General features: G+C 67.9%; 23 protein-coding genes, 1 pseudogene and 1 riboswitch. Of the genes and pseudogenes, 18 read left to right on the forward strand and 6 right to left on the reverse strand.

The window, feature by feature from the left end; genetic code table 11:
* The first annotated feature begins 3 nt into the window (after positions 1–3).
* The 3 genes from MRS60_RS14330 (at position 4) to MRS60_RS14340 (ending at position 2,822) form a co-directional block, all read left to right on the forward strand.
* Positions 4–831, forward strand: a complete 828-nt coding sequence (locus MRS60_RS14330; RefSeq protein ID WP_243564881.1) for a TIM barrel protein — start codon at positions 4–6, stop codon at positions 829–831.
* 132 nt (positions 832–963) lie between these two features.
* Positions 964–1,950, forward strand: coding sequence for an inositol 2-dehydrogenase (gene iolG / locus MRS60_RS14335; protein ID WP_243564882.1), 987 nt, complete (start codon positions 964–966; stop codon positions 1,948–1,950).
* A 185-nt stretch (positions 1,951–2,135) separates the two neighbouring features.
* Complete coding sequence (locus MRS60_RS14340; protein WP_217591231.1) at positions 2,136–2,822, forward strand: HAD family hydrolase; 687 nt, start codon at positions 2,136–2,138, stop codon at positions 2,820–2,822.
* A gap of 628 nt (positions 2,823–3,450) precedes the next feature.
* Here the strand turns inward: MRS60_RS14340 and ribB are convergent.
* The 3 genes from ribB to MRS60_RS14355 form a co-directional block, all read right to left on the reverse strand.
* The gene (ribB, locus tag MRS60_RS14345) at positions 3,451–4,161 is read right to left on the reverse strand and encodes a 3,4-dihydroxy-2-butanone-4-phosphate synthase (RefSeq protein ID WP_034178966.1); all 711 of its coding nucleotides are present in this window, start codon (positions 4,159–4,161) and stop codon (positions 3,451–3,453) included.
* A 118-nt stretch (positions 4,162–4,279) separates the two neighbouring features.
* A riboswitch (FMN riboswitch) is annotated at positions 4,280–4,428 on the reverse strand.
* Between the two features lie 186 nt (positions 4,429–4,614).
* Positions 4,615–5,298, reverse strand: a complete 684-nt coding sequence (locus MRS60_RS14350; protein WP_034178967.1) for a helix-turn-helix domain-containing protein — start codon at positions 5,296–5,298, stop codon at positions 4,615–4,617.
* A 217-nt stretch (positions 5,299–5,515) separates the two neighbouring features.
* A complete protein-coding gene (locus tag MRS60_RS14355) occupies positions 5,516–6,691 on the reverse strand; it encodes an MFS transporter (protein ID WP_243564883.1) in 1,176 nt (391 codons plus the stop codon).
* A 146-nt stretch (positions 6,692–6,837) separates the two neighbouring features.
* Here MRS60_RS14355 and MRS60_RS14360 point away from each other — a divergent pair, with 146 nt between their 5' ends.
* The 8 genes from MRS60_RS14360 (at position 6,838) to lnt (ending at position 15,232) form a co-directional block, all read left to right on the forward strand.
* Complete coding sequence (locus MRS60_RS14360) at positions 6,838–7,770, forward strand: LysR family transcriptional regulator (RefSeq protein ID WP_105391415.1); 933 nt, start codon at positions 6,838–6,840, stop codon at positions 7,768–7,770.
* Positions 7,771–7,984: 214 nt separating this feature from the next.
* On the forward strand, positions 7,985–9,358 hold the full coding sequence (miaB, locus tag MRS60_RS14365) for a tRNA (N6-isopentenyl adenosine(37)-C2)-methylthiotransferase MiaB (RefSeq protein ID WP_243564884.1): 1,374 nt from the start codon (positions 7,985–7,987) through the stop codon (positions 9,356–9,358).
* A 29-nt stretch (positions 9,359–9,387) separates the two neighbouring features.
* The gene (locus MRS60_RS14370; protein WP_105391414.1) at positions 9,388–10,431 is read left to right on the forward strand and encodes a PhoH family protein; all 1,044 of its coding nucleotides are present in this window, start codon (positions 9,388–9,390) and stop codon (positions 10,429–10,431) included.
* 142 nt (positions 10,432–10,573) lie between these two features.
* Complete coding sequence (gene ybeY, locus MRS60_RS14375; RefSeq protein WP_243564885.1) at positions 10,574–11,350, forward strand: rRNA maturation RNase YbeY; 777 nt, start codon at positions 10,574–10,576, stop codon at positions 11,348–11,350.
* 12 nt (positions 11,351–11,362) lie between these two features.
* On the forward strand, positions 11,363–11,995 hold the full coding sequence (locus tag MRS60_RS14380; RefSeq protein WP_034178973.1) for a gamma-glutamylcyclotransferase: 633 nt from the start codon (positions 11,363–11,365) through the stop codon (positions 11,993–11,995).
* 70 nt (positions 11,996–12,065) lie between these two features.
* Positions 12,066–12,215 carry a hypothetical protein gene (locus MRS60_RS14385; RefSeq protein WP_165948079.1) on the forward strand — a complete coding sequence of 50 codons (150 nt, stop codon included), beginning with the start codon at positions 12,066–12,068 and terminating at the stop codon, positions 12,213–12,215.
* 385 nt (positions 12,216–12,600) lie between these two features.
* Entirely contained in the window at positions 12,601–13,488 is an 888-nt protein-coding gene (locus MRS60_RS14390; RefSeq protein WP_034178974.1) for an HlyC/CorC family transporter, read from the forward strand.
* A gap of 52 nt (positions 13,489–13,540) precedes the next feature.
* The gene (gene lnt / locus MRS60_RS14395; RefSeq protein WP_034178975.1) at positions 13,541–15,232 is read left to right on the forward strand and encodes an apolipoprotein N-acyltransferase; all 1,692 of its coding nucleotides are present in this window, start codon (positions 13,541–13,543) and stop codon (positions 15,230–15,232) included.
* 31 nt (positions 15,233–15,263) lie between these two features.
* On the opposite strand, the gene MRS60_RS14400 is transcribed toward lnt, so the two are convergent.
* The gene (locus MRS60_RS14400; protein ID WP_243564886.1) at positions 15,264–16,919 is read right to left on the reverse strand and encodes a hypothetical protein; all 1,656 of its coding nucleotides are present in this window, start codon (positions 16,917–16,919) and stop codon (positions 15,264–15,266) included.
* A 321-nt stretch (positions 16,920–17,240) separates the two neighbouring features.
* Here MRS60_RS14400 and glyQ point away from each other — a divergent pair, with 321 nt between their 5' ends.
* Genes glyQ through MRS60_RS14425 form a run of 5 tightly spaced genes read left to right on the forward strand, consistent with a single transcriptional unit; the run spans position 17,241 to position 22,683 of the window.
* On the forward strand, positions 17,241–18,245 hold the full coding sequence (gene glyQ, locus MRS60_RS14405) for a glycine--tRNA ligase subunit alpha (RefSeq protein WP_243564887.1): 1,005 nt from the start codon (positions 17,241–17,243) through the stop codon (positions 18,243–18,245).
* Between the two features lie 22 nt (positions 18,246–18,267).
* Positions 18,268–20,367, forward strand: a complete 2,100-nt coding sequence (glyS, locus tag MRS60_RS14410) for a glycine--tRNA ligase subunit beta (RefSeq protein WP_243564888.1) — start codon at positions 18,268–18,270, stop codon at positions 20,365–20,367.
* Positions 20,368–20,377: 10 nt separating this feature from the next.
* Positions 20,378–20,941 (forward strand): D-glycero-beta-D-manno-heptose 1,7-bisphosphate 7-phosphatase, encoded by a 564-nt coding sequence (gene gmhB, locus MRS60_RS14415; protein ID WP_034178978.1) that lies wholly within the window; start codon positions 20,378–20,380, stop codon positions 20,939–20,941.
* A gap of 43 nt (positions 20,942–20,984) precedes the next feature.
* Positions 20,985–21,749 (forward strand): lysophospholipid acyltransferase family protein, encoded by a 765-nt coding sequence (locus MRS60_RS14420; protein ID WP_034178979.1) that lies wholly within the window; start codon positions 20,985–20,987, stop codon positions 21,747–21,749.
* Positions 21,750–21,795: 46 nt separating this feature from the next.
* Entirely contained in the window at positions 21,796–22,683 is an 888-nt protein-coding gene (locus MRS60_RS14425) for a M48 family metallopeptidase (RefSeq protein ID WP_034179426.1), read from the forward strand.
* Between the two features lie 117 nt (positions 22,684–22,800).
* On the opposite strand, the pseudogene MRS60_RS14430 reads toward MRS60_RS14425, so the two are convergent.
* Positions 22,801–23,889 (reverse strand): annotated as a pseudogene (locus MRS60_RS14430) (RNA-guided endonuclease InsQ/TnpB family protein).
* A gap of 131 nt (positions 23,890–24,020) precedes the next feature.
* Here MRS60_RS14430 and gloA point away from each other — a divergent pair.
* Positions 24,021–24,416 carry a lactoylglutathione lyase gene (gene gloA, locus MRS60_RS14435; RefSeq protein ID WP_034178980.1) on the forward strand — a complete coding sequence of 132 codons (396 nt, stop codon included), beginning with the start codon at positions 24,021–24,023 and terminating at the stop codon, positions 24,414–24,416.
* 254 nt (positions 24,417–24,670) lie between these two features.
* The gene (locus tag MRS60_RS14440) at positions 24,671–25,606 is read left to right on the forward strand and encodes a DMT family transporter (RefSeq protein ID WP_034178981.1); all 936 of its coding nucleotides are present in this window, start codon (positions 24,671–24,673) and stop codon (positions 25,604–25,606) included.
* 108 nt (positions 25,607–25,714) lie between these two features.
* Here the strand turns inward: MRS60_RS14440 and rsmA are convergent, their stop codons facing one another.
* On the reverse strand, positions 25,715–26,542 hold the full coding sequence (gene rsmA / locus MRS60_RS14445) for a 16S rRNA (adenine(1518)-N(6)/adenine(1519)-N(6))-dimethyltransferase RsmA (protein WP_243564889.1): 828 nt from the start codon (positions 26,540–26,542) through the stop codon (positions 25,715–25,717).
* Positions 26,543–26,591: the final 49 nt, after the last annotated feature.

Raw genomic sequence — 26,591 nt, forward strand, 5'->3', positions numbered from 1 at the left:
ACGATGACGCAAGCATTCCACTTTTCGCTGAACCGGATGAGCGCGCCGCGCCTGCCGCTCGACCGCTATGTCGCACTGTGCCGGCGCCTCGGCATCGACACGATCGAAATCCGCAACGATCTCGACGGCGTCGAGATCGCCGACGGCACGCCGGCCGCCGCCGTGCGCGCGACGGCCGAAGCCGGCGGCGTGACGATCCTGACGATCAACGCGCTGCAGCGCTTCGAGCAATGGAGCGCCGAGCGCGCGGACGAAGCGACCGCGCTGGCCGACTACGCGGCGCAGTGCGGCGCGCGTGCGCTGGTGCTGTGCCCGACCAACAGCCGCGGCGACACGCGCGGCGCGGACGTGCGCCATGCGGATCTCGTGAAGGCGCTGAAGGCGCTCAAGCCGATCCTCGAAGCGCGCGGCCTGCTCGGCTTCATCGAGCCGCTCGGCTTCGACGAGTGCGCGCTGCGCCGCAAGTCCGACGCGGTGAAAGGCATTTACGACGCGGCCGGCGAACAGGTCTTCCGGCTCGTGCACGACACGTTCCACCATCACCTGTCGGGCGAGGACATCTTCTTCCCGAACCTGACGGGCCTCGTGCACATCTCTGGCGTCGACGAAGCCGACCTGCCGGTCGACCGGATGCGCGACGGCCATCGCGTGCTGGTCGGCGGCGCCGACCGGCTCGGCAACATCCGGCAGTTGCGCGAACTGCTCGCGCGCGGCTACCGCGGCGCGTTCTCGTTCGAGCCGTTCGCGAACGAAATCGCGGAAGCCGACGACATCGAAGACCGGCTGCGGGCAAGCATCGACTATGTGCGGCGCGAACTGGCGGATTGCTGAGCGTCGCCGCGGTGCGCGGCCGGCGTGACGACCCGTACACGTGACGACGCGTGCGGCCATGCACTCGATGTGCGCGCCAGGCACGGGCCCGACAGGAAGAAGACAACGGACTTAAAGAAAGAGGAGAACAGAATGATCGAATTCGCTTTGTTCGGCGCAGGAAGAATCGGCAAGATCCATGCGGCGAATCTCGCGCGCCATCCGGGCGCGAAACTGAAATACGTGATCGACCGTCACGCGCCGTCGGCCGAAGCGCTCGCACACGCACACGGCGCGCAGGTCGCCGACATCGAACGCGCACTCGGCGATGCGGCCGTGCAGGCGGTCGTGATCGCGTCGAGCACCGACACGCATGCGGACCTGATCGTCGCGGCGGCGAACGCGGGCAAGGCCGTGTTCTGCGAGAAGCCGGTCGACCTGACCGTCGAGCGCTCGCGCGCATGCGCGGACGTCGTGCGGCGCACCGGCGTGACCTGCATGATCGGCTTCCAGCGCCGTTTCGACCCGACCTTCGCCGCGCTGAAGGCGCGCGTCGAACGCGGCGAGATCGGCACGCCGGAGATGCTGGTCGTCACGAGCCGCGACCCGGGCGCGCCGCCCGTCGACTACATCCGCAGCTCGGGCGGCATCTTCAAGGACATGCTGATCCACGATTTCGACGTGTTCCGCTGGATCCTCGGCGACGAGGCGCAGACGCTGCACGCGACCGGCAGTTGCCTGACCGACCCGGCCGTGCTCGATGCCGGCGACATCGATTCGACCGCCGTGACGATCCGCACGCGGCGCGGGCTGCTGTGCCAGATCAACACGTCGCGGCGCGCGGCCTACGGCTACGACCAGCGCTTCGAGCTGCTCGGCAGCAACGGGATGCTGCAGGCCGGCAACGTGCGGCCGACCGAGGTGAGCGCGTGGCTGGCCGGCGGCATCGCGACGGACGTGCCGGAGCCGTTCTTCCTCGAGCGCTACCGGCATGCGTACGCGGCCGAGATCGCGCACTTCGTCGACGCGCTGCGCGACGGCACGCCGGTCAGGACGACGATCGACGACGGGCTCGCCGCGCTCGAGCTGGCCGAGGCCGCGATGACGTCGTGGAAAACGGGGCGCGTGATCGAGATGTGACGCGAACGATGGCGGCCCGTGCAAGCGGACCGCCGCCGTCGCACGATCGGCAGCACACCTGTACGAAATGCTGCGACGGCACGGCCGCATCGGGCAGATTTGCCGAAACGTCGCGCGGCATGCGCGTGAAAGCACGTATCATGGCGAATCGATCGGCGTCGCCGATATCCCGCTTGTTCACCATCATGCTCGATCACCTCATCTGCGACTGCGACGGCGTGCTCGTCGACAGCGAAGTCATCGCCGACCGCGTGCTGCTCGACACGCTGACCGCCACCTTCCCGCATATCGATTTCGAAGCCGCCGCGAAGTCGGCGTTCGGCCAGCAGACGTCGCGTTTCCTCGCGGGGCTCGAATCCCGCTTCGGCGTCGAGATGCCGGCCGACTTCATCGAGACCATCGAGCACAACATCGAGATCGCGCTGGCGCAATCGCTCGCGCCGATCACCGGCGTGCGCGACGCGCTGCTGAAGGTCAGCCTGCCGGCCGCCGTCGTGTCGAACAGCCGGCTCGTGCGCGTGCGCAACTCGCTGAAGCGCGCGTCGCTCACCGAGATCTTCGGCGAACGCGTGTTCAGTTCCGAGCAGGTGTCGCGGCCGAAACCCTACCCCGACGTCTACCTGCATGCGGCGCAGACGCTCGGCGTGGCGCCGGCGCGCTGCATCGTCGTCGAGGACAGCGTATCGGGATTGAATGCCGCGCGCGCGGCGGGGATGAAGACGATCGCGTTCGTCGGCGCAAGCCACATCCCCGACAACTACGCGGACGCGCTGCGCGCGATGGGCATCACGCGGATCATGCGCAAGATGGACGAACTACCGGCGCTCGTCGAAGCCGGCATGCGCGGCGAATTCGGCGACGTGCAGTCGTGAACGTGTCGCGACGGCAGCGCTGGACGATATGCCGTCGCGAACGGAACGCGCCGTTCAGCGCAGCAGGTGCAGCGGAATTCTGCAGGGGCGCTAGCCGACCAGCCAATTGCCGCGCTTGATCAGCCAGGACATGTTGTCAGTGCGATGCCCGGCGTGAAGCCGGGCCCGCTGTACTGGCGGCCCGCCTTCACGCCGGGCCGTCGGCGCTTAACGCAGCCACTCTCGCGGGATCATCGGCGGGGTACAGCCGTGCGGGAACTTGTAGATGAGATAGCGCCCACGTGAGCCGCCAACCGCTGCTCCCGGCAAAACGGGACGCGCCGTCATAATCTCGTGGGCCGCAAACCCCGCATCGACGGTGCCCTCCGGCAATTGAATCGCGTTCTGGCCGCCTGCCCCGCCACCGACGCATGCGCGTTCCGTCATGTTGATTGTTCGCATGATTTCCCTACCTCTGTTGGTTCGTGATCGACACCCGTGCGTGACCGCCGCGGGCTCCTTGTGCAAGCACGACACCACGAACCGGACTATCGGTTCGCCATGCCGACGAGCCCGGTCGAGTATAGGTAGCGCTCCGGAAGCCGAATATCGCCGAATCGCCAAATTTCGGGACTACGCGTGCAGCCCTCTACGCGTCGCTCAAGCAGCCCTCGCGCGCAGCGGCCAGCGCCTCGCGGAATTCGACGAGTTCCGCGATCGTCAGCATCGGCAGCCCGTGCTGTCGCGCGAAACGCTCGACGTCGTCGCCGCGCGTCATCGTGCCGTCCGGATTCATCAGCTCGCACAGCACGCCAGCCGGCTTCAGGCCCGCAAGGATCGACAGGTCGACCGTGCCTTCGGTGTGACCGCGGCGCGCGAGCACGCCGCCCGGTTGCGCACGCAGCGGAAACACGTGGCCGGGACGCACGATGTCGTGCGGCTTCGCTCCGTCGGCGATCGCCGCGCGGATCGTCGTCACGCGGTCGGCCGCCGATACGCCCGTATGCACGCCTTCGCGTGCCTCGATCGAGACGGTGAACGCGGTGCCGTTGCGGCTCTCGTTGGTCTGCACCATCGGCGGCAGTTCGAGCGCGCGCACCGTGTCGTCGGTCAGGCACAGGCACACGATGCCGCTGCACTCGCGAATCAGCAGCGCCATCGTCTCGGGCGTGATGCGCTCGGCGGCGACGATCAGGTCGGCCTCGTTCTCGCGGTCGTGGTCGTCCTGCAGCACGACCGCGCGGCCCGCGCGCATCGCTTCGAGCGCAGCGGCGATGCGCGGCGGCACCGGTTCGGAATCCAGCAACGGGAGATCGGCAAAGGCGTCGGCGGGTGCCGACGAAACGGACATCAAGGACATGTGAAACGCTCCTCGCAAATACGATTTGGGCGAAAAACGTTTCAGGGCATTGCAAACAGACAGAACGACAACCCGCTTCGCACGCATCGCGAAGCGGCCCTGGCGGACATGACTATCTGCACATCTTCTCTCATCCGGACTGTGACCGTCGGCTCTGGCATTCGACCAGATCTGCTGACCCCGCGCGGTGGCGCGGGCGCTCGCGGGCTCGCCGGCTTACGCCAGCCTACCGCCGGTGGGGAATTTCGCCCCGCCCTGAAGACGCACTGATTGCCGGATGGGGGCTGCCCATCGTCGGCGGGCCAAGCATACAACAGCCGCGCGCATGGCGCAGCCAACAGCACCTAAAACCTTACTGACGACTCCGTCTAACGGCATCGTCCAGACGGCCGACGGCCGCGCTGCGGTCCCGCCCGATATGGGGACGGCAACCGCTCCGTGCGACCCGCACGATCAACCGGCCGCGTGCGCCGCGTCGGGCACGAGCCAGCGCGGCGGCACCTCGGGGCTCACCGTCACGCGAAACGCGCGCGCTTCGCTGTCGCCCGGGTTGCGCAGGCTGTACGGCTGGTCGGCATCGAACACGATCGCGTCGCCGGTCGCGAGCAACTGGCGGCGGTCATGCACGCTGACTTCAAGCGTGCCCTCGCTGACGACGAGGTTGACCGTCGTGCCGGGCGCTCGGCGCGTGCCGGGCTCCGTATGCAGCGGCGCGATCCGCAGCTCGTGGAATTCGGCCGCGGCCGGTTCGCCTTCCGGGTACAGTGCGCGCGCCGAGAAACGGCCGTTCGAGCTGACGACGCGCGACGCGCGCTCGGCCGCCAGGTGTTCGAAGCCGTTCACCGCATGGCGGCGCAGGAACGCGGCGACCGACACCTTCAGCGCCGCGGCAATCTTGCAGAGCACCTTGATCGACGGCACGCTGCGCGCCGACTCGATCTGCGCGAGCATCGCGCGCGACACGCCGGACAGCCGCGCGAGCGCATCGAGCGACAGTTGCCGCTCGGCGCGCAAGCGCGCGAGATTCACGCCGACGACCTGTTCGAGGACATCGAGCGACGCGGATGCCCGCACGTCGGCGGCGTTGCCGGACTCGAAGGAAGACACGTCGCGCACCAGCGCCAGGGATGAAGACATAGCATTGCCTCCGGGCCGCCGCGCGGCCCTGCGTATGGGGTAAGCCGGGATCGGAATCGGGTTGCGCCTGCAACGGCGCGTATCGAGACGCTATCACCCGGCCTTGCGCGGGCAAACGAAGTTATCTTCACACCGTTATCAGCATCGCGGAGGAATGCGTTTCTCGCGAACCTTTTCCTGCCGCTATGGCGTCGCCGTCACGCCACCATCGCGCCGCTCATTGTGCCGCCGGCGCCGCGCCGCGCGCCGGACCGCGCGCATCGAGCCGCATCGCGAGCCACGTGACGACGAGCGCCGCGAACGTCACCGCGACGGCAACCCACGGCAACGCATCGAGCGCGAAGCCGTGTTCCAGCGCGAGGCCGCCGAGCCACGCGCCGCCCGCATTGCCGACGTTGAACGCGCCGATATTGAGCGTCGACGCGAGATTCGGCGCGCTCGCGGCCTTCTCGACCACGCGCGCCTGCAGCGGCGGCACCGTCGCGAACGCGGCGATCCCCCACACGAATACGGTGACGGCGGCCGCGACCGGCAGGTGGCTCGTTTTGGCGAACGCGGCCATCACGGCCATCAGCGCGACGAGGATCGCGACCAGCGACGGCATCAGCGCGCGGTCGGCGAGCTTGCCGCCGATCGTATTGCCGATCGTCAGCCCCGCGCCGAACAGCACGAGGATCAGCGCGACCGAGCGCGGCGAGTAGCCCGACACCGTCTCGAGAATCGGCGCGATATACGTGAACACGACGAACACGCCGCCGAAGCCGAGCACGGTCATCAGCAGTGCGAGCCACACCTGCGGCTCCTTCAGCACGCGCACCTCGTGGCCGAGGCCGACCGGCCCGCTGTCGTGGCGGTTCGGCACGAGCGCGGCCACGCCGCCGAGCGCCAGCACGCCGAGCGCGGCGACGATCCAGAACGACGCGCGCCAGCCGAGCAGCTGGCCGACGAACGTGCCGAACGGCACGCCGAGCACGTTCGACAGCGTGAGCCCCGTGAACATCAGCGCGATCGCGCTCGCCCGCTTGTCGGCCGGCACGAGCGACGCGGCGACCACCGCGCCGATCCCGAAGAACGACCCGTGCGCGAACGACGTAACCACGCGCGCGACCATCAGCATCGCGTAGCCGGACGCGGTGGCGCACAGCACGTTGCCGACGATGAAGATCGCCATCAGCAACTGCAGCGCAGCCTTGCGCGGCATGCGGCTCGTCAGCACCGCGAGGAGCGGCGCGCCGACCGCGACGCCGAGCGCGTAACCCGTGACGAGCAGGCCGGCCGACGGCAGCGAAACGGCGAGATCGTGCGCGACTTCGGGCAGCAGGCCCATGATGATGAATTCGGTGGTGCCGATGGCGAAGGCGCTGATCGCGAGCGCCAGTAACGGGATGGGCATGACGTTCTCCGGAGGGCGGCGGAAGCGGCGCCCGGTCGGTGCCGCACCGCACAAGAAGCGGGATGTGCGCGCATTGTCCCGAAGATGCCTATATTTGATAATTGGCGTGGCATTTGAACCATTTTCAAAAAACTCTGGAAAATCGAATGGATCGACTGGGCGATATCCGGCTATTCGTCGAGGCGGCGGAACTGGGCAGCCTGTCCGCTGCCGGCCGCAAGCTGAACCTCACGCCGGCCGCCGCGAGCGCGCGCCTCGCGAAACTCGAGGCGAAGACCGCGACACGGCTGTTCGAACGTTCGACGCGGCAATTGCGGCTCACCGACGAAGGCCGGCTGTACCTGAACTGCTGCCGCCAGGCGCTGCAGGCGCTCGACGACGCGGACGCGATGCTGCAGGAAGGCCGCAACGTCGTCGGCGGCAAGGTGCGGCTGTCGTCGACGTCCGATTTCGGCCGCAACCAGTTGCTCGACTGGCTCGACGAATTCACGACGCGCCATCCCGACGTCACGTTCGCGCTGACGGCGTCCGATTCGTCGTCGAACCTGTGGCAGGACGAAATCGACCTCGCGATCCGCTTCGCCGCGCCGCCCGACGGTGCGCTGATCGCCCGCCGGCTCGCGACGAACCGGCGCGTGCTGTGCGCGGCGCCGTCGTTCGTCGAGCGCCACGGCGTGCCGGCCGACCCGCACGATCTGGCCCGCTTTCCGTGCAACGTGATCACGATCGCGTCCGGGCCGATGAACATCTGGCACTTCACGCGCGGCGACGAGGTGCAGATCCACAGGGTGCCGGTCGCGACCGCATTCGAGACCAACGACGGCGGCCTCACGCGCGAATGGACGCTGCGCGGCCATGGCATTGCGCTGAAATCGCTGTGGGACATCGCCGACGACGTCCGCGCGGGCCGGCTGCGCGTGCTGCTGCCCGACTGGCGGCACCAGGACGCGCCGCTGCACGCGATCTATCACAGCAAGCGCTACATGGCGCCGCGCGTGCGCGTGCTGCTCGACTTTCTCGCCGAACGCTTCGCGCGCGAGGAAGCCGCGCTCGACGACCTGCTGAACGCGTGCCGCTGACGGCCGATGCATGGCCGCTCAAGGGTCGGAACCTGACGATCGACGTCGCGCGGCCGCAACCCGCCGGCCGTCCGGCGCAGCGCGAAAAGCTATAATGGAAAGCTTTCCCGACGGCCTTTCATGCTTGACGCGCGCAACCTGCGTGCAGCGTACGGCCGTCCCGATTCACCCTTGACGACGCCCCCAGGTCAACCACTGCGAACGGCGAATCCCCATGACCAAGAAAGTTTACGTAAAGACCTTCGGCTGCCAGATGAACGAGTACGACTCGGACAAGATGGTGGACGTGCTCAATGCGGCCGAAGGCCTCGAAAAGACCGACAACCCCGAAGACGCGGACGTCATCCTGTTCAACACGTGCTCGGTGCGTGAAAAGGCGCAGGAGAAGGTGTTCTCCGATCTCGGCCGCGTGCGCGAGCTGAAGGAAGCGAAGCCCGGCCTGCTGATCGGCGTCGGCGGCTGCGTCGCGAGCCAGGAAGGCGCGTCGATCGTGTCGCGCGCACCGTACGTCGACCTCGTGTTCGGCCCGCAGACGCTGCACCGCCTGCCGCAGATGATCAACGCGCGCCGCGCGAGCGGCCGCGCGCAGGTCGACATCACGTTCCCCGAAATCGAAAAGTTCGACCACCTGCCGCCCGCGCGCGTCGAGGGGCCGAGCGCGTTCGTGTCGATCATGGAAGGCTGCTCGAAGTACTGCAGCTACTGTGTGGTGCCGTACACGCGCGGCGACGAAGTGTCGCGCCCGCTCGACGACGTGCTGACCGAAGTGGCCGGCCTCGCCGACCAGGGCGTGCGCGAAGTCACGCTGCTCGGCCAGAACGTGAACGCGTATCGCGGCGCGCTGACGGCCGGCGCATCCGAGATCGCCGATTTCGCGACGCTGATCGAATACGTCGCCGACATCCCCGGCATCGAGCGGATCCGCTACACGACGTCGCACCCGAAGGAATTCACGCAGCGGCTGATCGACACCTACGCGAAGGTGCCGAAGCTCGTGAGCCACCTGCACCTGCCCGTGCAGCACGGTTCCGACCGCATCCTGATGGCGATGAAGCGCGGCTACACGGTGCTCGAATACAAGTCGGTGATCCGCAAGCTGCGCGCGATCCGCCCCGACCTGTCGTTGTCGACCGACATGATCGTCGGCTTCCCCGGCGAGACCGAGGAGGATTTCGACAAGATGATGGCGCTCGTGCACGACATGAGCTACGACACGAGCTTCTCGTTCATCTACAGCCCACGCCCCGGCACGCCGGCCGCGAACCTGCACGACGACACGCCGCGCGAAGTGAAGCTCAAACGCCTGCAACATCTGCAGGCGACCATCGAGGAGAACGTCGCGCGCATCAGCCAGTCGATGGTCGGGAAGGTCGAGCGGATCCTCGTCGAGGGCCCGTCGCGCAAGGACCCGAACGAACTCGCGGGCCGCACCGAGAACAACCGGGTCGTGAATTTCCCGGCGCCGCTCGCGTCGCACCCGCGCCTGATCGGCCAGATGATCGACGTGAAGATCAACCATGCGTACCCGCATTCGCTGCGCGGCGAGCTCGTGCTCGTCAGCGACGACGCGAGCGCGGCCACCCACTGACCGACGCATCACCGGAGCCCGACGCCACTTTGAAGCCCGCCCACCCCCTGGAATTCATCGCGCCGCGCGACGACAACGCGCGCCTCGCCAATCTCTGCGGCCCGCTCGACGAAAACCTGCGGCAGATCGAACAGGCGCTCGACGTGACGCTCGCGCGGCGCGGCCACCGGATCACGATCCGCGGGCGCGGCGCCAAGCTCGCGCTCGCGGCGCTCGACAACTTCTACAACCGCGCGCGCGATCCGCTGTCGGTCGACGACATCCAGCTCGCGCTGGTCGAAGTGCGCCACACCGCCGGCAACGGCCGCGAGAACACGCTCGACGTGCGCTTTCGCGGCGACCCCGACCATCCGTTCGACGAGCCTGTCGTGCAGCTCGACGACGAGGCGCTCGAAGAGCAGGGGCCGAAGCTCTACACGCGGCGCGCCGACCTGCGCGGCCGCACGCCCGCGCAGCGCGAATACCTGAAGCAGATCCTGTCGCACGACGTCACGCTCGGCATCGGGCCGGCCGGCACCGGCAAGACCTACCTCGCGGTCGCGTGCGCGGTCGACGCGCTCGAGCGCGACCAGGTCAAGCGGATCGTGCTGACGCGCCCGGCCGTCGAGGCCGGCGAGCGGCTCGGCTTCCTGCCTGGCGATCTCGCGCAGAAGGTCGACCCGTACCTGCGTCCGCTGTACGACGCGCTGTACGACCTGCTCGGCTTCGACAAGACCGCGAAGATGTTCGAGCGCCAGATGATCGAGATCGCGCCGCTCGCGTACATGCGCGGCCGCACGCTGAACCACGCGTTCATCATCCTCGACGAGGCGCAGAACACCACGCCCGAGCAGATGAAGATGTTCCTCACGCGGATCGGCTTCGGCTCGAAGGCGGTCGTGACCGGCGACACGAGCCAGGTCGACCTGCCGCGCGGCCACAAGAGCGGCCTCGTCGAGGCGCAGCAGGTGCTGAGCGGCGTGCGCGGCATCGCGCTCACGCGTTTCACGAGCGCGGACGTCGTGCGCCATCCGCTCGTCGCGCGCATCGTCGAGGCGTACGACGAGTTCCACGCGCAGCACCAGGATAGCTGACCGGCCGGCAGCGCCCGCGCGCTGCCCCGGCCTGCCGGCCCGGCCCGCCAGACGGCGCGCCGGGCCTTTTTTCGCCCGCGCGAATTCGGGCGCGATCGGCCGTTTGGTGTATCCTCAACGCGTTCCAATCGCCGCACGTGTCATGAAATCCTCCCGTTCTCGCAAGTCCGGGCGCGCCCAGTCCGCCGCGCCCGAATCCCCCCGTCTTTCGCTGTTCGATGCGAAGGGCAAGGCCCGGACCGTCAACGCACAGGGGCTGCGAATCGACTTCCCGGACGGCCGCAGCCTGATGTTCGACCTGTCGGGCAGCTCGGGGGATGCGGCCGTCGCGATCGTCGCGCAGCACAACGATCCGGCGATGCGCGCGAAGCTGGCGCTGCAGCCCGAGCACTACGACAGCGTGACGCTGCACGTGGGCGCCGAACTCGCACCGCGCGAAGACGAAATCGAAGACGCGCTGCACGAGCCGGAACTCGACCTGTCCGTGCAATACGGCGACGAAATCACGAGCGCGGTGCGCAAGACGCTGCCCAAGCGCAAGCTGATCGCCGAATGGATCGAGCCGGCGCTGTTCGCCGGCGCGCAGCTCACCGTGCGCTTCGTCGGCGAAAACGAAGGCCGCACGCTGAACGCCGGCTACCGCCACAAGGACTACCCGACCAACGTGCTGACCTTCGCGTACGACGCGGCGCCCGACGGCACCGTGATCGGCGACCTCGTGCTGTGCTGCCCGGTCGTCGAGCAGGAAGCGCACGACCAGGGCAAGCCGCTCACGGCCCACTACGCGCACCTGCTGGTGCACGGCGCGCTGCACGCGCAGGGCTACGACCACGAGACGAGCGACGAGGACGCGGCCGAAATGGAAGCGCTCGAAGTCGACATCCTCGCGAAGCTGGGCTTCCCGAACCCGTACCAGTAAGCCGGCCGCACGATGCGCAACGCCGCGATGCTCCCGCCCGCCTACCCGCCGTCGATCGGCGACGGGCGGCTGCTGACGGAAGACGAGCTCGCGGCGTCGCTCGCGCACACGATGCGCGACTGGGACGGCCGGCAGGACCTCTGGCTGTTCGGCTATGGCTCGCTGATCTGGAACCCGGGGTTGCCGACCGTCGCCGCCGTGCGCGGCAAGGTGCACGGCTACCATCGCGGGCTCTACCTGTGGTCGCGCGTGAACCGCGGCACGCCCGAACGTCCGGGCCTCGTGCTGGCGCTCGATCGCGGCGGCTCGTGCTCGGGCATCGCGTTCCGGCTCTCGGGCCCGACCGCGCAGCCGCACCTCGAGACGCTGTGGAAGCGCGAGATGCCGATGGGTTCGTACCGGCCCGCGTGGCTGCCGTGCTCGCTCGAGAACGGCGAACGCGTGAACGCGCTCGCGTTCGTGATGCGCCGCGACGCGCCGACCTATACGGGCAAGCTGTCCGACTCCGTCGTGAAGGAGGTGTTCGGCTGCGCGGCCGGCCGCTACGGCACGACGCTCGACTACGTGAGCCGCACGGTCGACGCGCTGCGCGCGAGCGGCATCCCCGATCGCGCGCTGGAAGGGCTGCTCGCGCGATGCCGGTGACGCAACGCGACGCCCGGCTTGCCGCTGCGCGAAACCGCGCTCCCTGCGCATTCGAACGAGGTTCCTGCCGATGAAACCGTCACGCTGGTCCCGCTGCAAGGTCGCCGCGCTGATCGTCGCCGCGAGCGTCGCGCTGTCCGGCTGCGGAATACTCGGCTGCGGCGGCGCCGCGACCAACGGCGCGGCCGCCGGCGGCTGCTCGACCGGCATGCGGTTCTGAGCGCCCCCGGACCTGTCGCTTCTCGCCAGGCCCCCCGAGAGGGTCAAGAAAACCTGGGGCGGCCCGGCGTTTTCTTGAGAGCCGCGCGCCGGGAGCGATCGCGTGCGGCAGAATGCCGCCCCGGTACCGACCGGCCGGCCGGTCGCCTTTCCACGCCGCCCCCGTCCTGCCCACACCCGATTTTTGCCGCGGCTGCGCCGCCGCCCTTTTCTGGGATAGGATGGACACGAGGACGATGCCGCGCCCGGCGCGGCCGTCCGCGAGCAGGCCCGCGCGGGCTGCGCACCCTGGCCGCACGGCCGGGGTGACACGGTCGCGTCGTGCCCTTGGTGTATCCTTGCCTACTCCGTGACAGCGCGCCCCGGCACGACCCGGGCGCACCACCATGAACGATTCGTATCCCAGTCGTAAGCCAACCGACAAACCGCAAGAAAAGCGCTCGCTCCTCGAGCGCCTGACCGACTTCATCTCGCCCGAGCCCGAATCCCGCGGCGAGCTGCTGGAAATCCTCCAGGACGCCCACGAACGCAACCTGATCGACGCCGATTCGCTGTCGATGATCGAAGGCGTGTTCCAGGTATCCGACCTGTGCGCGCGCGACATCATGGTGCCGCGTGCGCAGATGGACGCGATCAACATCGCCGACAAACCCGAAGATTTCATCCCGTTCGTCCTCGAAAAGGCGCACTCGCGCTACCCCGTGTTCGAGGAGAACCGCGACAACGTGATCGGCGTGCTGCTCGCGAAGGATCTGCTGCGCTTCTACGCCGAAGAAGAGTTCGACGTGCGCGGGATGCTGCGCCCGGCCGTGTTCATTCCCGAATCGAAGCGCCTGAACGTGCTGCTGCACGACTTCCGCGTGAACCGCAACCACCTCGCGATCGTCGTCGACGAATACGGCGGCGTCGCGGGCCTGATCACGATCGAGGACGTGCTCGAGCAGATCGTCGGCGACATCGAGGACGAATACGACTTCGACGAGGAAGCCGGCAACATCATCGCAGGGCCGGACGGCCGCTACCGCGTGCGCGCGCTAACCGAGATCGAACAGTTCAACGAGGCGTTCGGCACCGATTTCCCCGACGACGAAGTCGATACGATCGGCGGCCTGATCACCCATCATTTCGGACGCGTGCCGCACCGCGGCGAGAAGCTGCAGCTCGGCAACCTCGTATTCGAGATCCAGCGCGGCGATGCGCGCCAGGTTCATGTGCTGCTGGTGCGCCGCAACCCGCTCGCCAGCCGTCGCGCCGAAACCTCGCACGAGGACTGACCGTCCCGCGCCAGCCGCGTCTCCTTCAACCGCTCGCCCACTTCCGCTTCACATGGACGATCCGATCCCGTCCCGCCCGGCTGGCGGCCTTCTCGCGCCGGCACCCGGCCGCGCGCTGCCACGCTGGCACTACCCGGCCGCGCTGCTCGCCGGCGCGGCCAATACGCTCAGCTTCGCACCGACGCCGCACGGCGGCTGGCTGCAGCTCGCCGTATTCGTCTGGTTTTTCGCGCAACTGACGCGCACGTCGAGCTGGCGCGGCGCCGCGCTCACGGGCGGCGCGTTCGGCTTCGGCAACTTCATCAGCGGCATCTGGTGGCTCTACATCAGCATGCACGTATACGGCGAGATGGCCGCGCCGCTCGCGGGCGGCGCGCTCGTGCTGTTCGCGCTGTACCTGTCGCTGTACCCGGCGTTCTCGGCCGGGCTGTGGTCGTTCTGCGCGGGCCATGCGTGGCATCGCCGCGCGCCCGACCCGCGGCCGTTCTCGCCGACCTGGCACGGCGCGTTCGCGTTCGCGAGCGCGTGGGCCTTCGGCGAATGGCTGCGCGGCACGCTGCTCACCGGTTTTCCGTGGCTCGCGAGCGGCTACCCGCAGGTCGACGGCCCGTTCGCGGGCTTCGCGCCGATCGTCGGCGTGTACGGGATCGCGTGGGTGCTCGCACTGTTCGCCGCGCTGGTCGTGCAGGCGCTCGCCGTCGCGCGCCCGTCGCCCTTGCGTGAAGGCAGCACCGGCGGCAACGCGCGCGTGCGTATCGCCGCGCCGGCCGGCGTCGCCGTCGCGCTCGTCGCGGCCGGCCTCGGGCTGTCGCAGGTCACGTGGACCGTGCCCGCGAACGCGCCGCTCACCGTGCGGCTGCTGCAGGGCAACGTGAAGCAGGACATCAAGTTCGAGCAGGAAGGCATCGACGCGGCGATCAAGATGTACCAGCAGATGATCGTCGAGAAGCCGGCCGACCTGATCGTCACGCCCGAGACCGCGATCGCGGTGATGATCCAGGAACTGCCCGAGCCGTTCGCCGTCGCGATCCGCAAGTTCAGCGACACGACCGGTTCGGCCGTGCTGTTCGGCGCGGTCGGCGCGTCGGTGACCGAGGAAGGCCGCTACGTCGACTATACGAACAGCCTGTACGGCGTAACGCCGAACTCGCGCGACATCTATCACTACGACAAGCACCACCTCGTGCCCTTCGGCGAATTCATTCCGTGGGGCTTCCGGTGGTTCGTCGACCTGATGAAGATGCCGCTCGGCGATTTCGCACGCGGCGCGCCGGTGCAGAAACCGTTCCTCGTGCACAACCAGCCCGTGATGGCCGACATCTGCTACGAGGATCTGTTCGGCGAGGAAATCGCCGCAACGATCCGCGACAATCCGCAGCCGCCCGGCGTGCTCGTCAACGTGACGAACCTCGCATGGTTCGGCGACACGATCGCGCTCGACCAGCACCTGCAGATCGCGCGGATGCGCTCGCTCGAAACGGGCCGGCCGATGCTGCGCTCGACCAATACCGGGATGACGGCCGCGATCGACGCGCACGGGCGCGTGCTCGGCCAGTTGAAGCCGTTCACGATCGGCTCGCTCGACGTGCGGATCGAAGGCACGAGCGGCTTCACGCCGTACGTGACGAGCGGCAACAACATCGTGCTCGCGGTGTCGTTCGTGCTGCTTGCGTTCGGCTTCACGTTCGGGCCGGGGCTGCGCCGGCGCAACGGCGCGAAGCCCGACGACGACCGGCGCGCATGACGCGGCCCGTGACCGCAATGCGGTCGGCCGCTCAGGCCTGCCGGGCCGATCGGTCCGATTGAGCCGGCTGCGCGGCCAGGCTCCGCAAATCACCTGCCACCTCCTCCATCACCGGTTCCCACGCGCCGAACGTCCGCTGCCGATACAGCGTCGCGGTCGGATACCACGGGCTGTCCTTGCGTTTGAGCAGCCACGGCCAGTGCGGATTCACGTCGAGCAGCACCCAGGTGCGCGCACCGAGCGCGCCGGACAGGTGCGCAACCGACGTGCACACGGTGATCACGAGATCCAGCGCGCCGATGAACGCGGCCGTATCGTCGAAGCTCTTCAGTTCCGCCGTGAAGTCCTCGATCGCGAAGCCGGCTGCACGCGCCGCCGCGACATCCGCATCCGCGCCCGGCTGCAGCGAATAAAACGCGACCCCGTCGATCCCGCGGAACGCATCGGCATAACGCTCGAGCCCGACGCGCCGGAATGGATTGCGCTGGTGGCCCGCACTGCCCGTCCACACGAGCCCGACCTTCAGCCGGCGGTCGCCCGCGAGCCGCGCGCGCCACGCATCGCGCGCATCCGGATCGGCCCGCAAGTACGGCACCGACGACGCCAGCGTCGACGCTTCCATGCCGAGCATCAGCGGCAGGCCGATCAGCGGCACTTCGTAATCGAATGCAGGCAGCGCGTCGACGCCGCCGCCCGCGCCGAACGCGTCCGCCTGCGCGCCCAGGCTGCGCTGCATCAGCGTGCCCACCTGCGGGAACGTGTTCCACGCGAGCCGGCCGCCCTCGCGATGCACGCGCTCGGCGAGCGGCGTGACGAAGCGGCAGAACTGCAGCACGTCGCCGAGCCCCTGCTCGCCCCATACGAGCAGCGTCTTGCCCGCGAGCGGCTCGCCCTGCCAGCGCGGGCCCGGCAGCGCCGGCCGGCGGCCGCGCAGTTCGCCGGCGCCGTCCCAGCGCGCCTCGTGGCCGCGCCAGCCGGCCGCGTGATTGCCGCGCACGAGCTGGATGATCGCGAGATTGAAACGGAACGACGCGTCGTCGGGCGCCAGCTCGCACGCGCGCGCTGCGTAGCGCTCGGCGTCGTCCCAGCGCTGCGCCTCCTTCATCGCCATCGCGACGTTGTTCATCGCGAGCGCGTTGTCGGGCGCGAGGTCGGCGAGCCGCGCGGCGCACGCGAGCGCGCCGTCGAGGTCGTGCGTCGCGAGCCGCGCGACGACGAGGTTGATCCACGCCTGCACGTCGCGCGGATCGGCGTTCACGGCCGCGTCGAGCAGCGCGATTTCCTCCGTGCGGTCGCCGCCCGACAGCCGCAGCGCGATCGCGAGGTTGTTGCGCAGCGACGGCCAGCCGGCATCGGCCGCCAGCGCCGCACGGTACGGCGCGACCGCGTCCGCGTGACGGCCGGCCATCTGCAGCGTATAGCCGTGATTGAAGTGCGCGGCCGCGCCCGGCCGCACGCGCGCCGCGCATTCGGCGAGCGCGAGCGCGTCGGCCGTGCGCTGCCGCGCGACGAGCGTCGATGTGAGCTGCGCGAGCGCATCGGCGTCGACCGCATGCAGATGGGCGGCTGCGGCGAGCCACAGATCGTGCGCGGCGCGCTCGCCGCGCGCCTGCGCATCGGCGGCGTGCCGGAGCAGCGCAAGGAACGGCGGAAGCAGCGGAATGAGGATGTCGGTCGGGTCGTCCATGCGATCGGAGCCTGCAAGCGGTGGCGCGGCACGCGTCGCGCGAGCCGCAATACGCGCATCTTAACGCCCGCGCGAAGCGTCGCGGCACGCGTGTCGCGACGGGCCGTATGCGCCTGCGCGGAGCGCACGGGGTCACGCTGGCGAGGCCGCAGGAAGCGGGCCGGCAGCGGCCTCGCCAGCGTTCCGGCCGCATCCGGTCGCCGATCCGGTAAAATTACACGTTTCAGCACACTAACAAGCCGCGCCGCCGCGCGAGCCGACCCTCGGGGCCCTGCCCGGAGCGCGGCCCGCAACGGAGCGCCAGCGCCTCGAAGGCTCTTCATGCTTACGTTTCAGCAAATCATCCTGACGCTGCAGTCCTACTGGGACAAGCAGGGTTGCGCCCTGCTCCAGCCCATCGACATGGAAGTCGGCGCGGGCACGTCGCACGTCCACACGTTCCTGCGTGCGGTCGGCCCCGAGCCGTGGCGCGCCGCATACGTGCAGCCGTCGCGCCGCCCGAAGGACGGCCGCTACGGCGAGAACCCGAACCGCCTGCAGCACTACTACCAGTACCAGGTCGTGCTCAAGCCGGCGCCGGAGAACATCCTCGACCTGTACCTCGGCTCGCTCGAAGCGCTCGGCTTCGACCTGAAGCAGAACGACGTGCGCTTCGTCGAGGACGACTGGGAAAACCCGACGCTCGGCGCGTGGGGCCTCGGTTGGGAAGTGTGGCTGAACGGGATGGAAGTCACGCAGTTCACGTATTTCCAGCAGGTCGGCGGCCTCGACTGCAAACCCGTGCTCGGCGAGATCACGTACGGCCTCGAACGCCTCGCGATGTACCTGCAGAAGGTCGAGAACGTGTACGACCTCGTGTGGACCGAGTGGGAAGAGCACGGCCCGAACGGCCCCGAGCTGCGCCGCCTGTCGTATGGCGACGTCTACCACCAGAACGAGGTCGAGCAGTCGACCTACAACTTCGAGCACGCGAACGTCGACCTGCTGTTCACGTTCTTCAACAGCTACGAAGCGGAAGCGAAGCGGATGATCGACGCGCAGCTCGCGCTGCCCGCGTACGAACTCGTGCTGAAGGCCGGCCACACGTTCAACCTGCTCGATGCGCGCGGTGCGATCTCGGTGACCGAGCGCGCGGCGTACATCGGCCGCATCCGCGCGCTGTCGCGTCTCGTCGCGCAGGCTTATTACGACTCGCGCGAGAAGCTCGGCTTCCCGATGCTCGGCAACCCGCCGGGCGTGCCGGGCCTCACCACCGACGCCCAGGACGCCGCGCAGCCGGCATGGGCGCCGCCGCTCAAGGTCGAACGCAAGATCGACCAAGACTGACGAGACGAGATTTCCTCCAAACATGACGCACAATCATCCCGCTCCCCTGCTCGTCGAACTGCTGACCGAAGAGCTGCCGCCGAAGGCCCTCGCGCGCCTCGGCGACGCATTCGCCGAAGGTCTCGCGCAACGCCTCGCGGCGCGCGACCTCGTCGAAGGCGAACTCGTGTTCGAACGCTACGCCACGCCGCGCCGCCTCGCCGTCGTCGTGCAGAACGTGCGCGCCGTCGCACCTGAAAAACAGGTCCGCGAAAAGGTCCTGCCCGTGTCGGTCGCGCTCGACGCCGAAGGCAAGCCGACGGCCCCGCTCGCGAAGAAGCTCGCGGCGCTCGGCCACCCGAACCTGTCGATCGCCGATCTCGAGCGCGCGCAGGACGGCAAGGCCGAAGCGTTCTTCATCAACTATTCGGCAGCCGGCGCGACGCTCGCCGACGGCCTGCAGGCCGCGCTCGACGAAACGCTCGCGAAGCTGCCGATCCCGAAGGTGATGACGTATCAACGCCCGGACGGCTCCGACGTGCAGTTCGTGCGCCCCGTGCATCGCCTGACGGTGCTGCACGACGATCGCATCGTGCCCGTCACCGCGTTCGGCATCGACGCCGGCGACACCACGCTCGGCCACCGCTTCCTGTCCGACGGCCTCGTCGCGATCCAGCATGCGCGCGCCTACGCCGACACGCTGCGCGACAAGGGCCGCGTGATCGCGCACTTCGCCGATCGCCGCGAAACGATCCGCACGCAACTGAACGAGCACGCGAGCGGCGACACGGTCGTGATGCCCGAATCGCTGCTCGACGAAGTGACGTCGCTGGTCGAATGGCCGGTCGTCTACCCGTGCCGCTTCGAGGACGAATTCCTGCAGGTGCCGCAGGAATGCCTGATCCTCACGATGCAGACGAACCAGAAGTATTTCGCGCTGACCGATATCGGCGGCAAGCTGCGCTCGCGCTTCCTGATCGTGTCGAACATCGAGACGAAGACGCCGGACGAGATCGTCGAAGGCAACGAGCGCGTCGTGCGCCCGCGCCTCGCCGATGCGAAGTTCTTCTTCGAGCAGGACAAGAAGAAGCCGCTCGCCGACCGCGTGCCGCTGCTCGCGAACGTCGTCTATCACAACAAGCTCGGCTCGGCGCTCGCGCGCGTCGAGCGCCTCGAGGCGCTGGCCGGCGAGATCGCACCCTCGATCGGCGCCGACGCCGTGCACGCGAAGCGCGCCGCACGCCTCGCGAAGGCCGACCTGCTGACCGACATGGTCGGCGAATTCCCGGAACTGCAGGGCACGATGGGCACGTACTACGCGCGCCACGACGGCGAAGCCGACGACGTCGCGCTCGCGTGCGCCGAGCACTACCAGCCGCGCTTCTCCGGCGACGCGCTGCCGACCACGCCCGTATCGACCGCCGTCGCGCTCGCCGACAAGCTCGAGACGATCGTCGGCATCTGGGGCATCGGCCTCGCGCCGACCGGCGAGAAGGATCCGTTCGCGCTGCGCCGCCATGCGCTCGGCGTGCTGCGCCTGCTGCTCGAGAAGCAGTTGCCGCTCGATCTCGTGTCGCTGCTGCGCACGGCCCACGCGCGCTTCGAAGGCGTGCCGGGCGTCGCCGAATCGACCGATGCGATCTTCGCGTTCTTCATGGATCGCCTGCGCGGCCTGCTGCGCGAGCGCGGCTATTCGGCCGGCGAAGTCGACGCCGTGCTGAGCCTGAACCCGACGCGCGTCGACGATCTCGTCGCACGCCTCGACGCGGTGCGCGAATTCACGCTTCTCGTGGAAGCCGAAGCGCTCGCGGCCGCGAACAAGCGGATCTCGAACATCCTGAAGAAGTCGGAAGGCGGCGTGAACGGCGCGGTACAGCCGGCGCTGCTCGTCGAAGCCGCCGAGAAGGCGCTGCACGAACAGCTCGCGGCCGTGACGCCGCACGTGCAGTCGCAGCTCGAGGCGCGTGCGTACACGGGCGCGCTGTCGGCGCTCGCCGCGTTGCGCGCACCGGTCGACACGTTCTTCAACGACGTGATGGTCAACGCGGAAGATCCCGCGCTGCGAGCGAACCGTCTCGCGCTGCTGTCGGCACTGCACCAGCAGATGAACTGCGTCGCCGACATCTCGAAGCTCGCCGCATAAGGGCCGCACGATGCCGACCAGCCCCACCCGAAAGCTCGTCGTCCTCGACCGGGACGGCGTGATCAACGTCGATTCGGATGCGTTCATCAAGACGCCCGACGAATGGATCGCGCTGCCCGGCAGCCTCGAGGCGATCGCCCGGCTCAACCACGCGGGCTATCGCGTGGTCGTCGCGACCAACCAGTCCGGCATCGGTCGCGGGCTGTTCGACATGGCCGCGCTCAACGAGATGCACCTGAAGATGCATCGCGCGGCGGCCGCGGTCGGCGCGCGCATCGACGCGGTGTTCTTCTGCCCGCATACGGCCGAGGATCACTGCGACTGCCGCAAGCCGAAGCCCGGCATGATGCAGATGATCGCCGAGCGCTTCGAGATCGATCCCGGTCACACGCCGGCCGTCGGCGATTCGCTGCGCGACCTGCAGGCCGGTGTCGCGGTCGGCTTCCAGCCGCACCTCGTGCTGACCGGCAAGGGCAAGAAAACGCTCGCCGCCGGCAATCTGCCGCCCGGCACGAAGGTCCACGACGACCTGCGCGCATTTGCGCTCGATTTCCTTTCACACGAACACGAGTGATGCGGCTGCCGCGCGCATCCTCCCCAACGCCAGACTCACGCCGATGCGCTTCGTCCGCTCCCTGCTGCTGCTGATCTACTTCATCCTGTACACGGTGCCGTATGCCACCGCGTGCTTCATCGCGTTCCCGTTCATGCGCCCCGACGCGCGCTACTGGATGGCGGCCGGCTGGTGCAAGTCGACGCTGTGGGTCGTGCGCTGGCTGAACGGCATCCGCTACCGGATCGAAGGGATGGACAACCTGCCCGACGGCCCGGCCGTGCTGCTGTCGAAGCACCAGTCCGCGTGGGAGACGCTCGCGTTTCCGGCGCTGATGCCGAAGCCGCTCTGCTACGTGTTCAAGCGCGAGCTGCTGTACGTGCCGTTCTTCGGCTGGGCGCTCGGGATGCTGCACATGGTCAACATCAACCGCAAGGAAGGCAAGAACGCGTTCAACTCGGTGATCCGCCAGGGCAAGAAGCGCCTGTCGGAAGGCGCATGGATGATCATGTTCCCCGAGGGCACGCGCACGCCGGTCGGCAAGCAGGGCAAGTACAAGACGGGCGGCGCGCGCTTCGCGATCGAAACCGGCACGCCCGTCGTGCCGATCGCGCACAATGCAGGACGGGTGTGGCCGCGCAACTCGTTCATGAAATTCCCGGGCGTCGTCACCGTGTCGATCGGCAAGCCGATCGATTCGACCGGCCTCACGCCCGATGCATTGAACTCGCAGGTCGAAGCATGGATCGAAGCGGAAATGCGCCGTATCGATCCCGATGCGTATCGTCAAGCGGGCAATGCCGGCACGCGCGATGCCGCGCGAGTCTGAATCCCGCGGGTTGCAGCCGTTGCGTACGTCAAAAAGAAGCGAACTGATGAAACAGCGTCCGCGGCCACGGCCAGCCGTCGTGGCTCTCGATCATCGCCAGATGGATCTGCCGCTCTTCGACGGGCCGGCCGCCGCACCGTCGGCGCCCGCTACGCCGCCGGCGCCGCCTGAAGCGGCGCCCGCCGCACCGCTCGATCCGGGCCCGGCCCCCGACCGCTCGCGCGTGCGCACGTTCGCACTCGACAGCCGCGTGCTCGAATACCGCCTGAAGCGCTCGGCGCGCCGCACGATCGGCTTCACGATCGACGGCAGCGGGTTGTCGATCACCGCGCCGCGCTGGGTCACGCTCGCCGACATCGAAGCCGCGATCTCCGAGAAACAACGCTGGATCTTCGCGAAGCTCGCGGAGTGGAAAACGCGCACCGAGCAGCGCGCGCTGCCGCAGATCGACTGGCGCGACGGCGCGCAGCTTCCGTATCTCGGCAAGACGGTGACGATCGCGCTCGGCGCGGGCGCCGTCGGGTTCGACGCCGATGCGCTGCGGCTGTCGTTGCCGCTGCCCGCGCAGGCCGACATGCAGCAGATCAAGGATCGCGTGCAGGGCTGGCTGCAGGGCGAGGCGAAGCGGATCTTCGGCGAACGCCTCGCGGTCTATGCGGAAAAGCTGGGCGTCACGTATTCGATGTACGCGCTGTCGTCGGCCGCGACGCGCTGGGGCAGCTGCTCGAGCGACGGCAAGATCCGCCTGAACTGGCGGCTGATCCATTTCCCTATGTCGATCGTCGACTACGTGGTCGCGCACGAACTGTCGCACCTGCGCGAGATGAACCACAGCCCCGCCTTCTGGCAGACCGTCGAATCGATCTTCCCCGAGTTCCGCGAAGCGCGGCACACGCTCAAGCATCACCCGCCCGAGCTGCTGCCGTCGCTGTAACGCGCGCAGTCTTTCCTCGCGCGCAAATGCAAACGGGCGCTGCGGGTCACCCCGCACCGCCCGTTCGTTCGACCGGCCGCCACATGCATCGCGCGCCGCGGCCTGCTCATCCCGCGCTCAGTGCGCCTTCTTCTGGTTGACGTCCTCCACCGCCAAACGGCAGTGGATTCCCACTACTGGCGATGCACGCCCGCATCGGAGAATGTTCAGCGCAGCGTTGGTATCACGATCATGCTCGACGCCACAGTCACCGCAGGTCCACTCTCTTACTCGCAGTCCCGCGATACCTTTCGGCCGCGTCGTGCTGTCTCTCGACCCTCACGCCGAACAGGACTGGGTAGAACCGCTTTCGTCCACTTCCTCGAACGTGACTCCGTGCGCCATCGCTTTGTGACGAAGCTTGTTTCGGAAGGACGACCAGGATGCGTCGTAGATGCTCTTCGCCATCCTGGTTCTGGCGAGTTTGGTGGCCGACACATTGCCGACCGCGATGTAGTCGAAGCGTCGCACCAGATCGAGTGCGAGCTTGTGCTGGAAATCGGCGCGGGCATTCGCCACTTTCGCGTGCAGCTTCGCGATATGTCGTTTGTGCTTTCGCGCGCGTTGGGCTCTCGCCAGCTTTTCGGCCGCGCGCTGGCCGAACCGGTCGTTAGGCAGCTTCTCGCCGGTCGAAAGTGTGGCGAAGTCTTTCAGACCGAGATCGAGGCCGACGCCGGAACGGATCGGGCGCGCCTGAACATCGGGCATCTCGATCACGATGTTGAGAAACCAGTTGCCGCGCGCATCCTGCGCAAAATTGGTTCCGTCCTTGATCTTGCCTTCAGGGAGCGGCCGGCTGCTGAACACGCGGAAAGTATGGCCGGCAAAGCGAAACGCGTCGCCTTCACGTTTCATGTCGCGGCCTTTCAACGGCACCCAGCCAAGCGATTTCCTGCCGCGATAGCGCAGGTAAGGGCGCCGGTGCTGGCTGCGCGACTTCGCGTACTGCTCGCACGTTGCGTTGACCGTTCCCGAGTGAATGCCGAGTTCCTTGCTGCTGCCGGTCGTGAGCACATTCAGGTCGAAGCCGGTCGGCCACCTCTTGCTCCACTTGAGCGCGTGCTTCTGCGTGTCGTTGCAGAAATTCCAGACGTAGTTCACCGCACGGCTCTGTTTGTTGAGCAGTCCGTTGAGCGACTTCACGCGGTAGCGGTAGACAAGAATCATGCCGGTCATCCTAACCTGCGGAAGAAACTGCCGGTCAAGGGACAAGTTGGGGCGAAAAGCAGGTCAACTCCATATCCTCTACAATTGCGGGTTCTCAATGCGTCTTTCGACGCGCCATCAAAGGACTACTCATGCGAATCCTGCACACTATGCTTCGCGTAGGCGATTTGGACGCGTCCATCCGCTTCTACACCGAGGTCCTCGGCATGCGTCTGCTCCGAAAGCACGACTACCCTGATGGAAAGTTCACGCTGGCATTTGTCGGTTACGAAGACGAGTCCGAAGCCGCAGCTATCGAATTGACCTACAACTGGGGCACCGACAAGTACGACTTGGGAACGGGGTACGGTCATATCGCGCTGGAAGTGGAAGACGCGTATGCCGCCTGTGAAGAAGTAAAAAAGCGCGGTGGCGTCGTGGCGCGCGAAGCCGGCCCTATGAAGCACGGTACAACCGTGATCGCCTTTGTCGCGGACCCCGATGGCTACAAAATTGAACTGATCCAGAAAAAAGGTCGAGTCGACTAAACCTCACAAAGCGTGAAGCCTCCAACTCTCATCGCACAGAGGACCATAGGCGGCGCTTACATTGCCCTTCGAATGTTCGTCCACCGTGAGCCCGCTCCGAGGCTGCGAGGTCCAAGTTTAGATTCTCGTTCCCGACTCCAAGACCATCTCGCGCCTCTCTAAACTCTCGTGCGAAACCGCCGATTCGAGCGCGCCGAACGCGCCGCCCACCCGATCTCGCTGCTGCTGCCCTATCGAATCAGCGAGGCTCGCCGATGACCACGCTTGCCGCCACGCCCATGCGCCGCGCGCTCGACATGCGCGCGGTGGGCCTGATGCTGTTGCTGTGCGCGATCTGGGGCTTCCAGCAGGTCGCGATCAAGAGCACAAATGCCGCCATCGCGCCGATGTTCCAGGCCGGGCTGCGCTCGGTGATTGCCGCGCTGCTGCTGTGGGGCTGGGCCCGCGCGCGCGGCACGCCGCTGTTCCACGCGGACGGCACGTTCGGCGCCGGCCTCGCGGCCGGTGCGCTGTTCGCCGGCGAATTCGTCTGCGTATTCTTCGGGCTGACGCTGACGAGCGCGTCGCACATGGCGATCTTCCTGTACACGGCGCCCTGCTTCACCGCGCTCGGCCTGCACCTGTTCGCGCCGGGCGAACGGCTGCAGCGCGCGCAGTGGGCCGGCGTCGGCCTCGCGTTCGCCGGTATCGCACTCGCGTTCGCGGACGGCTTCCTGACGCCGCGCGCGCCCGGCGCATCGGTGCTGGCGGGGCTGGCCGGCGACGCGCTCGGCATACTCGGCGGCGCGATGTGGGCCGCGACGACGGTCGTCGTGCGTTCGACGGCGCTCGCGCACGCAAGTGCGAGCAAGACGCTGTTCTACCAGCTCGCGGTGTCGGCGGTCGTACTGGTCGCGCTGGCCGCGCTGTTCGGCCAGATGTCGTTCGCGCATGTGACGCCGGTCGCGGTGGCAAGCCTCGCGTACCAGTCGGTGATCGTCGCGTTCGTCAGCTACCTGTCGTGGTTCTGGTTGCTGACGCGCTACAGCGCGTCGCGGCTGTCCGTATTCACGTTCCTGTCGCCGCTGTTCGGCGTCGCGTTCGGCGTGCTGCTGCTCGGCGAATCGGTCGGCTGGCGCTTCATGTCCGCGGCCGCGCTCGTGCTGACCGGCATCGCGCTCGTCAACACGCCGCCGCGCAGGCGGGCGTGACGGCAGGCGGCAGCCGCACATGCGAAGAAAGGCACGAGCGCAATAAAAAAGCTGCCCCGCGGGGCAGCCTCATCGCGACATCCGGTGGTCCGGCCCGCGCCATGCGCGTTACCCGGCCTTGCGCACCGCCGCGAGCGTCTGCGCGACGCCGACGTATTCGGCCACGCTCACGTCCTCCGCACGGCGCGCGAGATCGAAGCCGAGCGCATCGAAATCGATCGTCTCGCGATAGTCGCCGAGCGTATTGCGCAGCATCTTGCGGCGCTGCGAGAACGCGGCGGTGACGATTTCGCCGAGCAGCACCGGATCGACGTCCGGCAGTTCGTGCGGCTCGTACGGAATCATCCGGACGATCGCCGAATCGACCTTCGGCGGCGGCTGGAACGATTCGGGCGGCACGTCGAGCATCTTTTCCATCACGTAGCGGTACTGCAGCATCACCGACAGCCGCGAAAACGCCTTCGTGCCCGGCTCTGCGACCATCCGCTCGACGACTTCGTTCTGCAGCATGAAATGCTGGTCGATGACCACGTCGGCGAACGTCATCAGGTGAAACAGCAGCGGGCTGGAAATGTTGTACGGCAGATTGCCGACGATCCGCAGCGACGGCTTGTCGCCGGGCGCCGCGAGCGAACCGAAGTCGAACGCGAGCGCGTCGCCCGCGTGCAGTTCGAGCAGCGCGCCGAAGCGCTGCTGCAGGCGCCCGATCAGGTCGCGGTCGAGCTCGACCGCGTGCAGCGGCGCCTCGGGCGTCGCGAGACGCTCGATCAGCGGCCCGGTCAGCGCGCCGAGCCCGGGGCCGATCTCGACCATGCGCTGGCCGCGCGCGGGGCCGATCGTCGACACGATCGAATCGATCACGCCGTGATCGACGAGGAAGTTCTGCCCGAAGCGCTTGCGCGCGAAGTGGCCTTGGTGCTGTCTGCTGTTCGACATCGACTCAGTAAAACGAAAAATACGACGAATGGGGTGAGGTCGGGCCGCG

The sequence above is a fragment of the Burkholderia pyrrocinia genome (genome assembly GCF_022809715.1).
In the GTDB taxonomy this organism is placed as follows: Bacteria; Pseudomonadota; Gammaproteobacteria; order Burkholderiales; family Burkholderiaceae; genus Burkholderia; species Burkholderia pyrrocinia_C.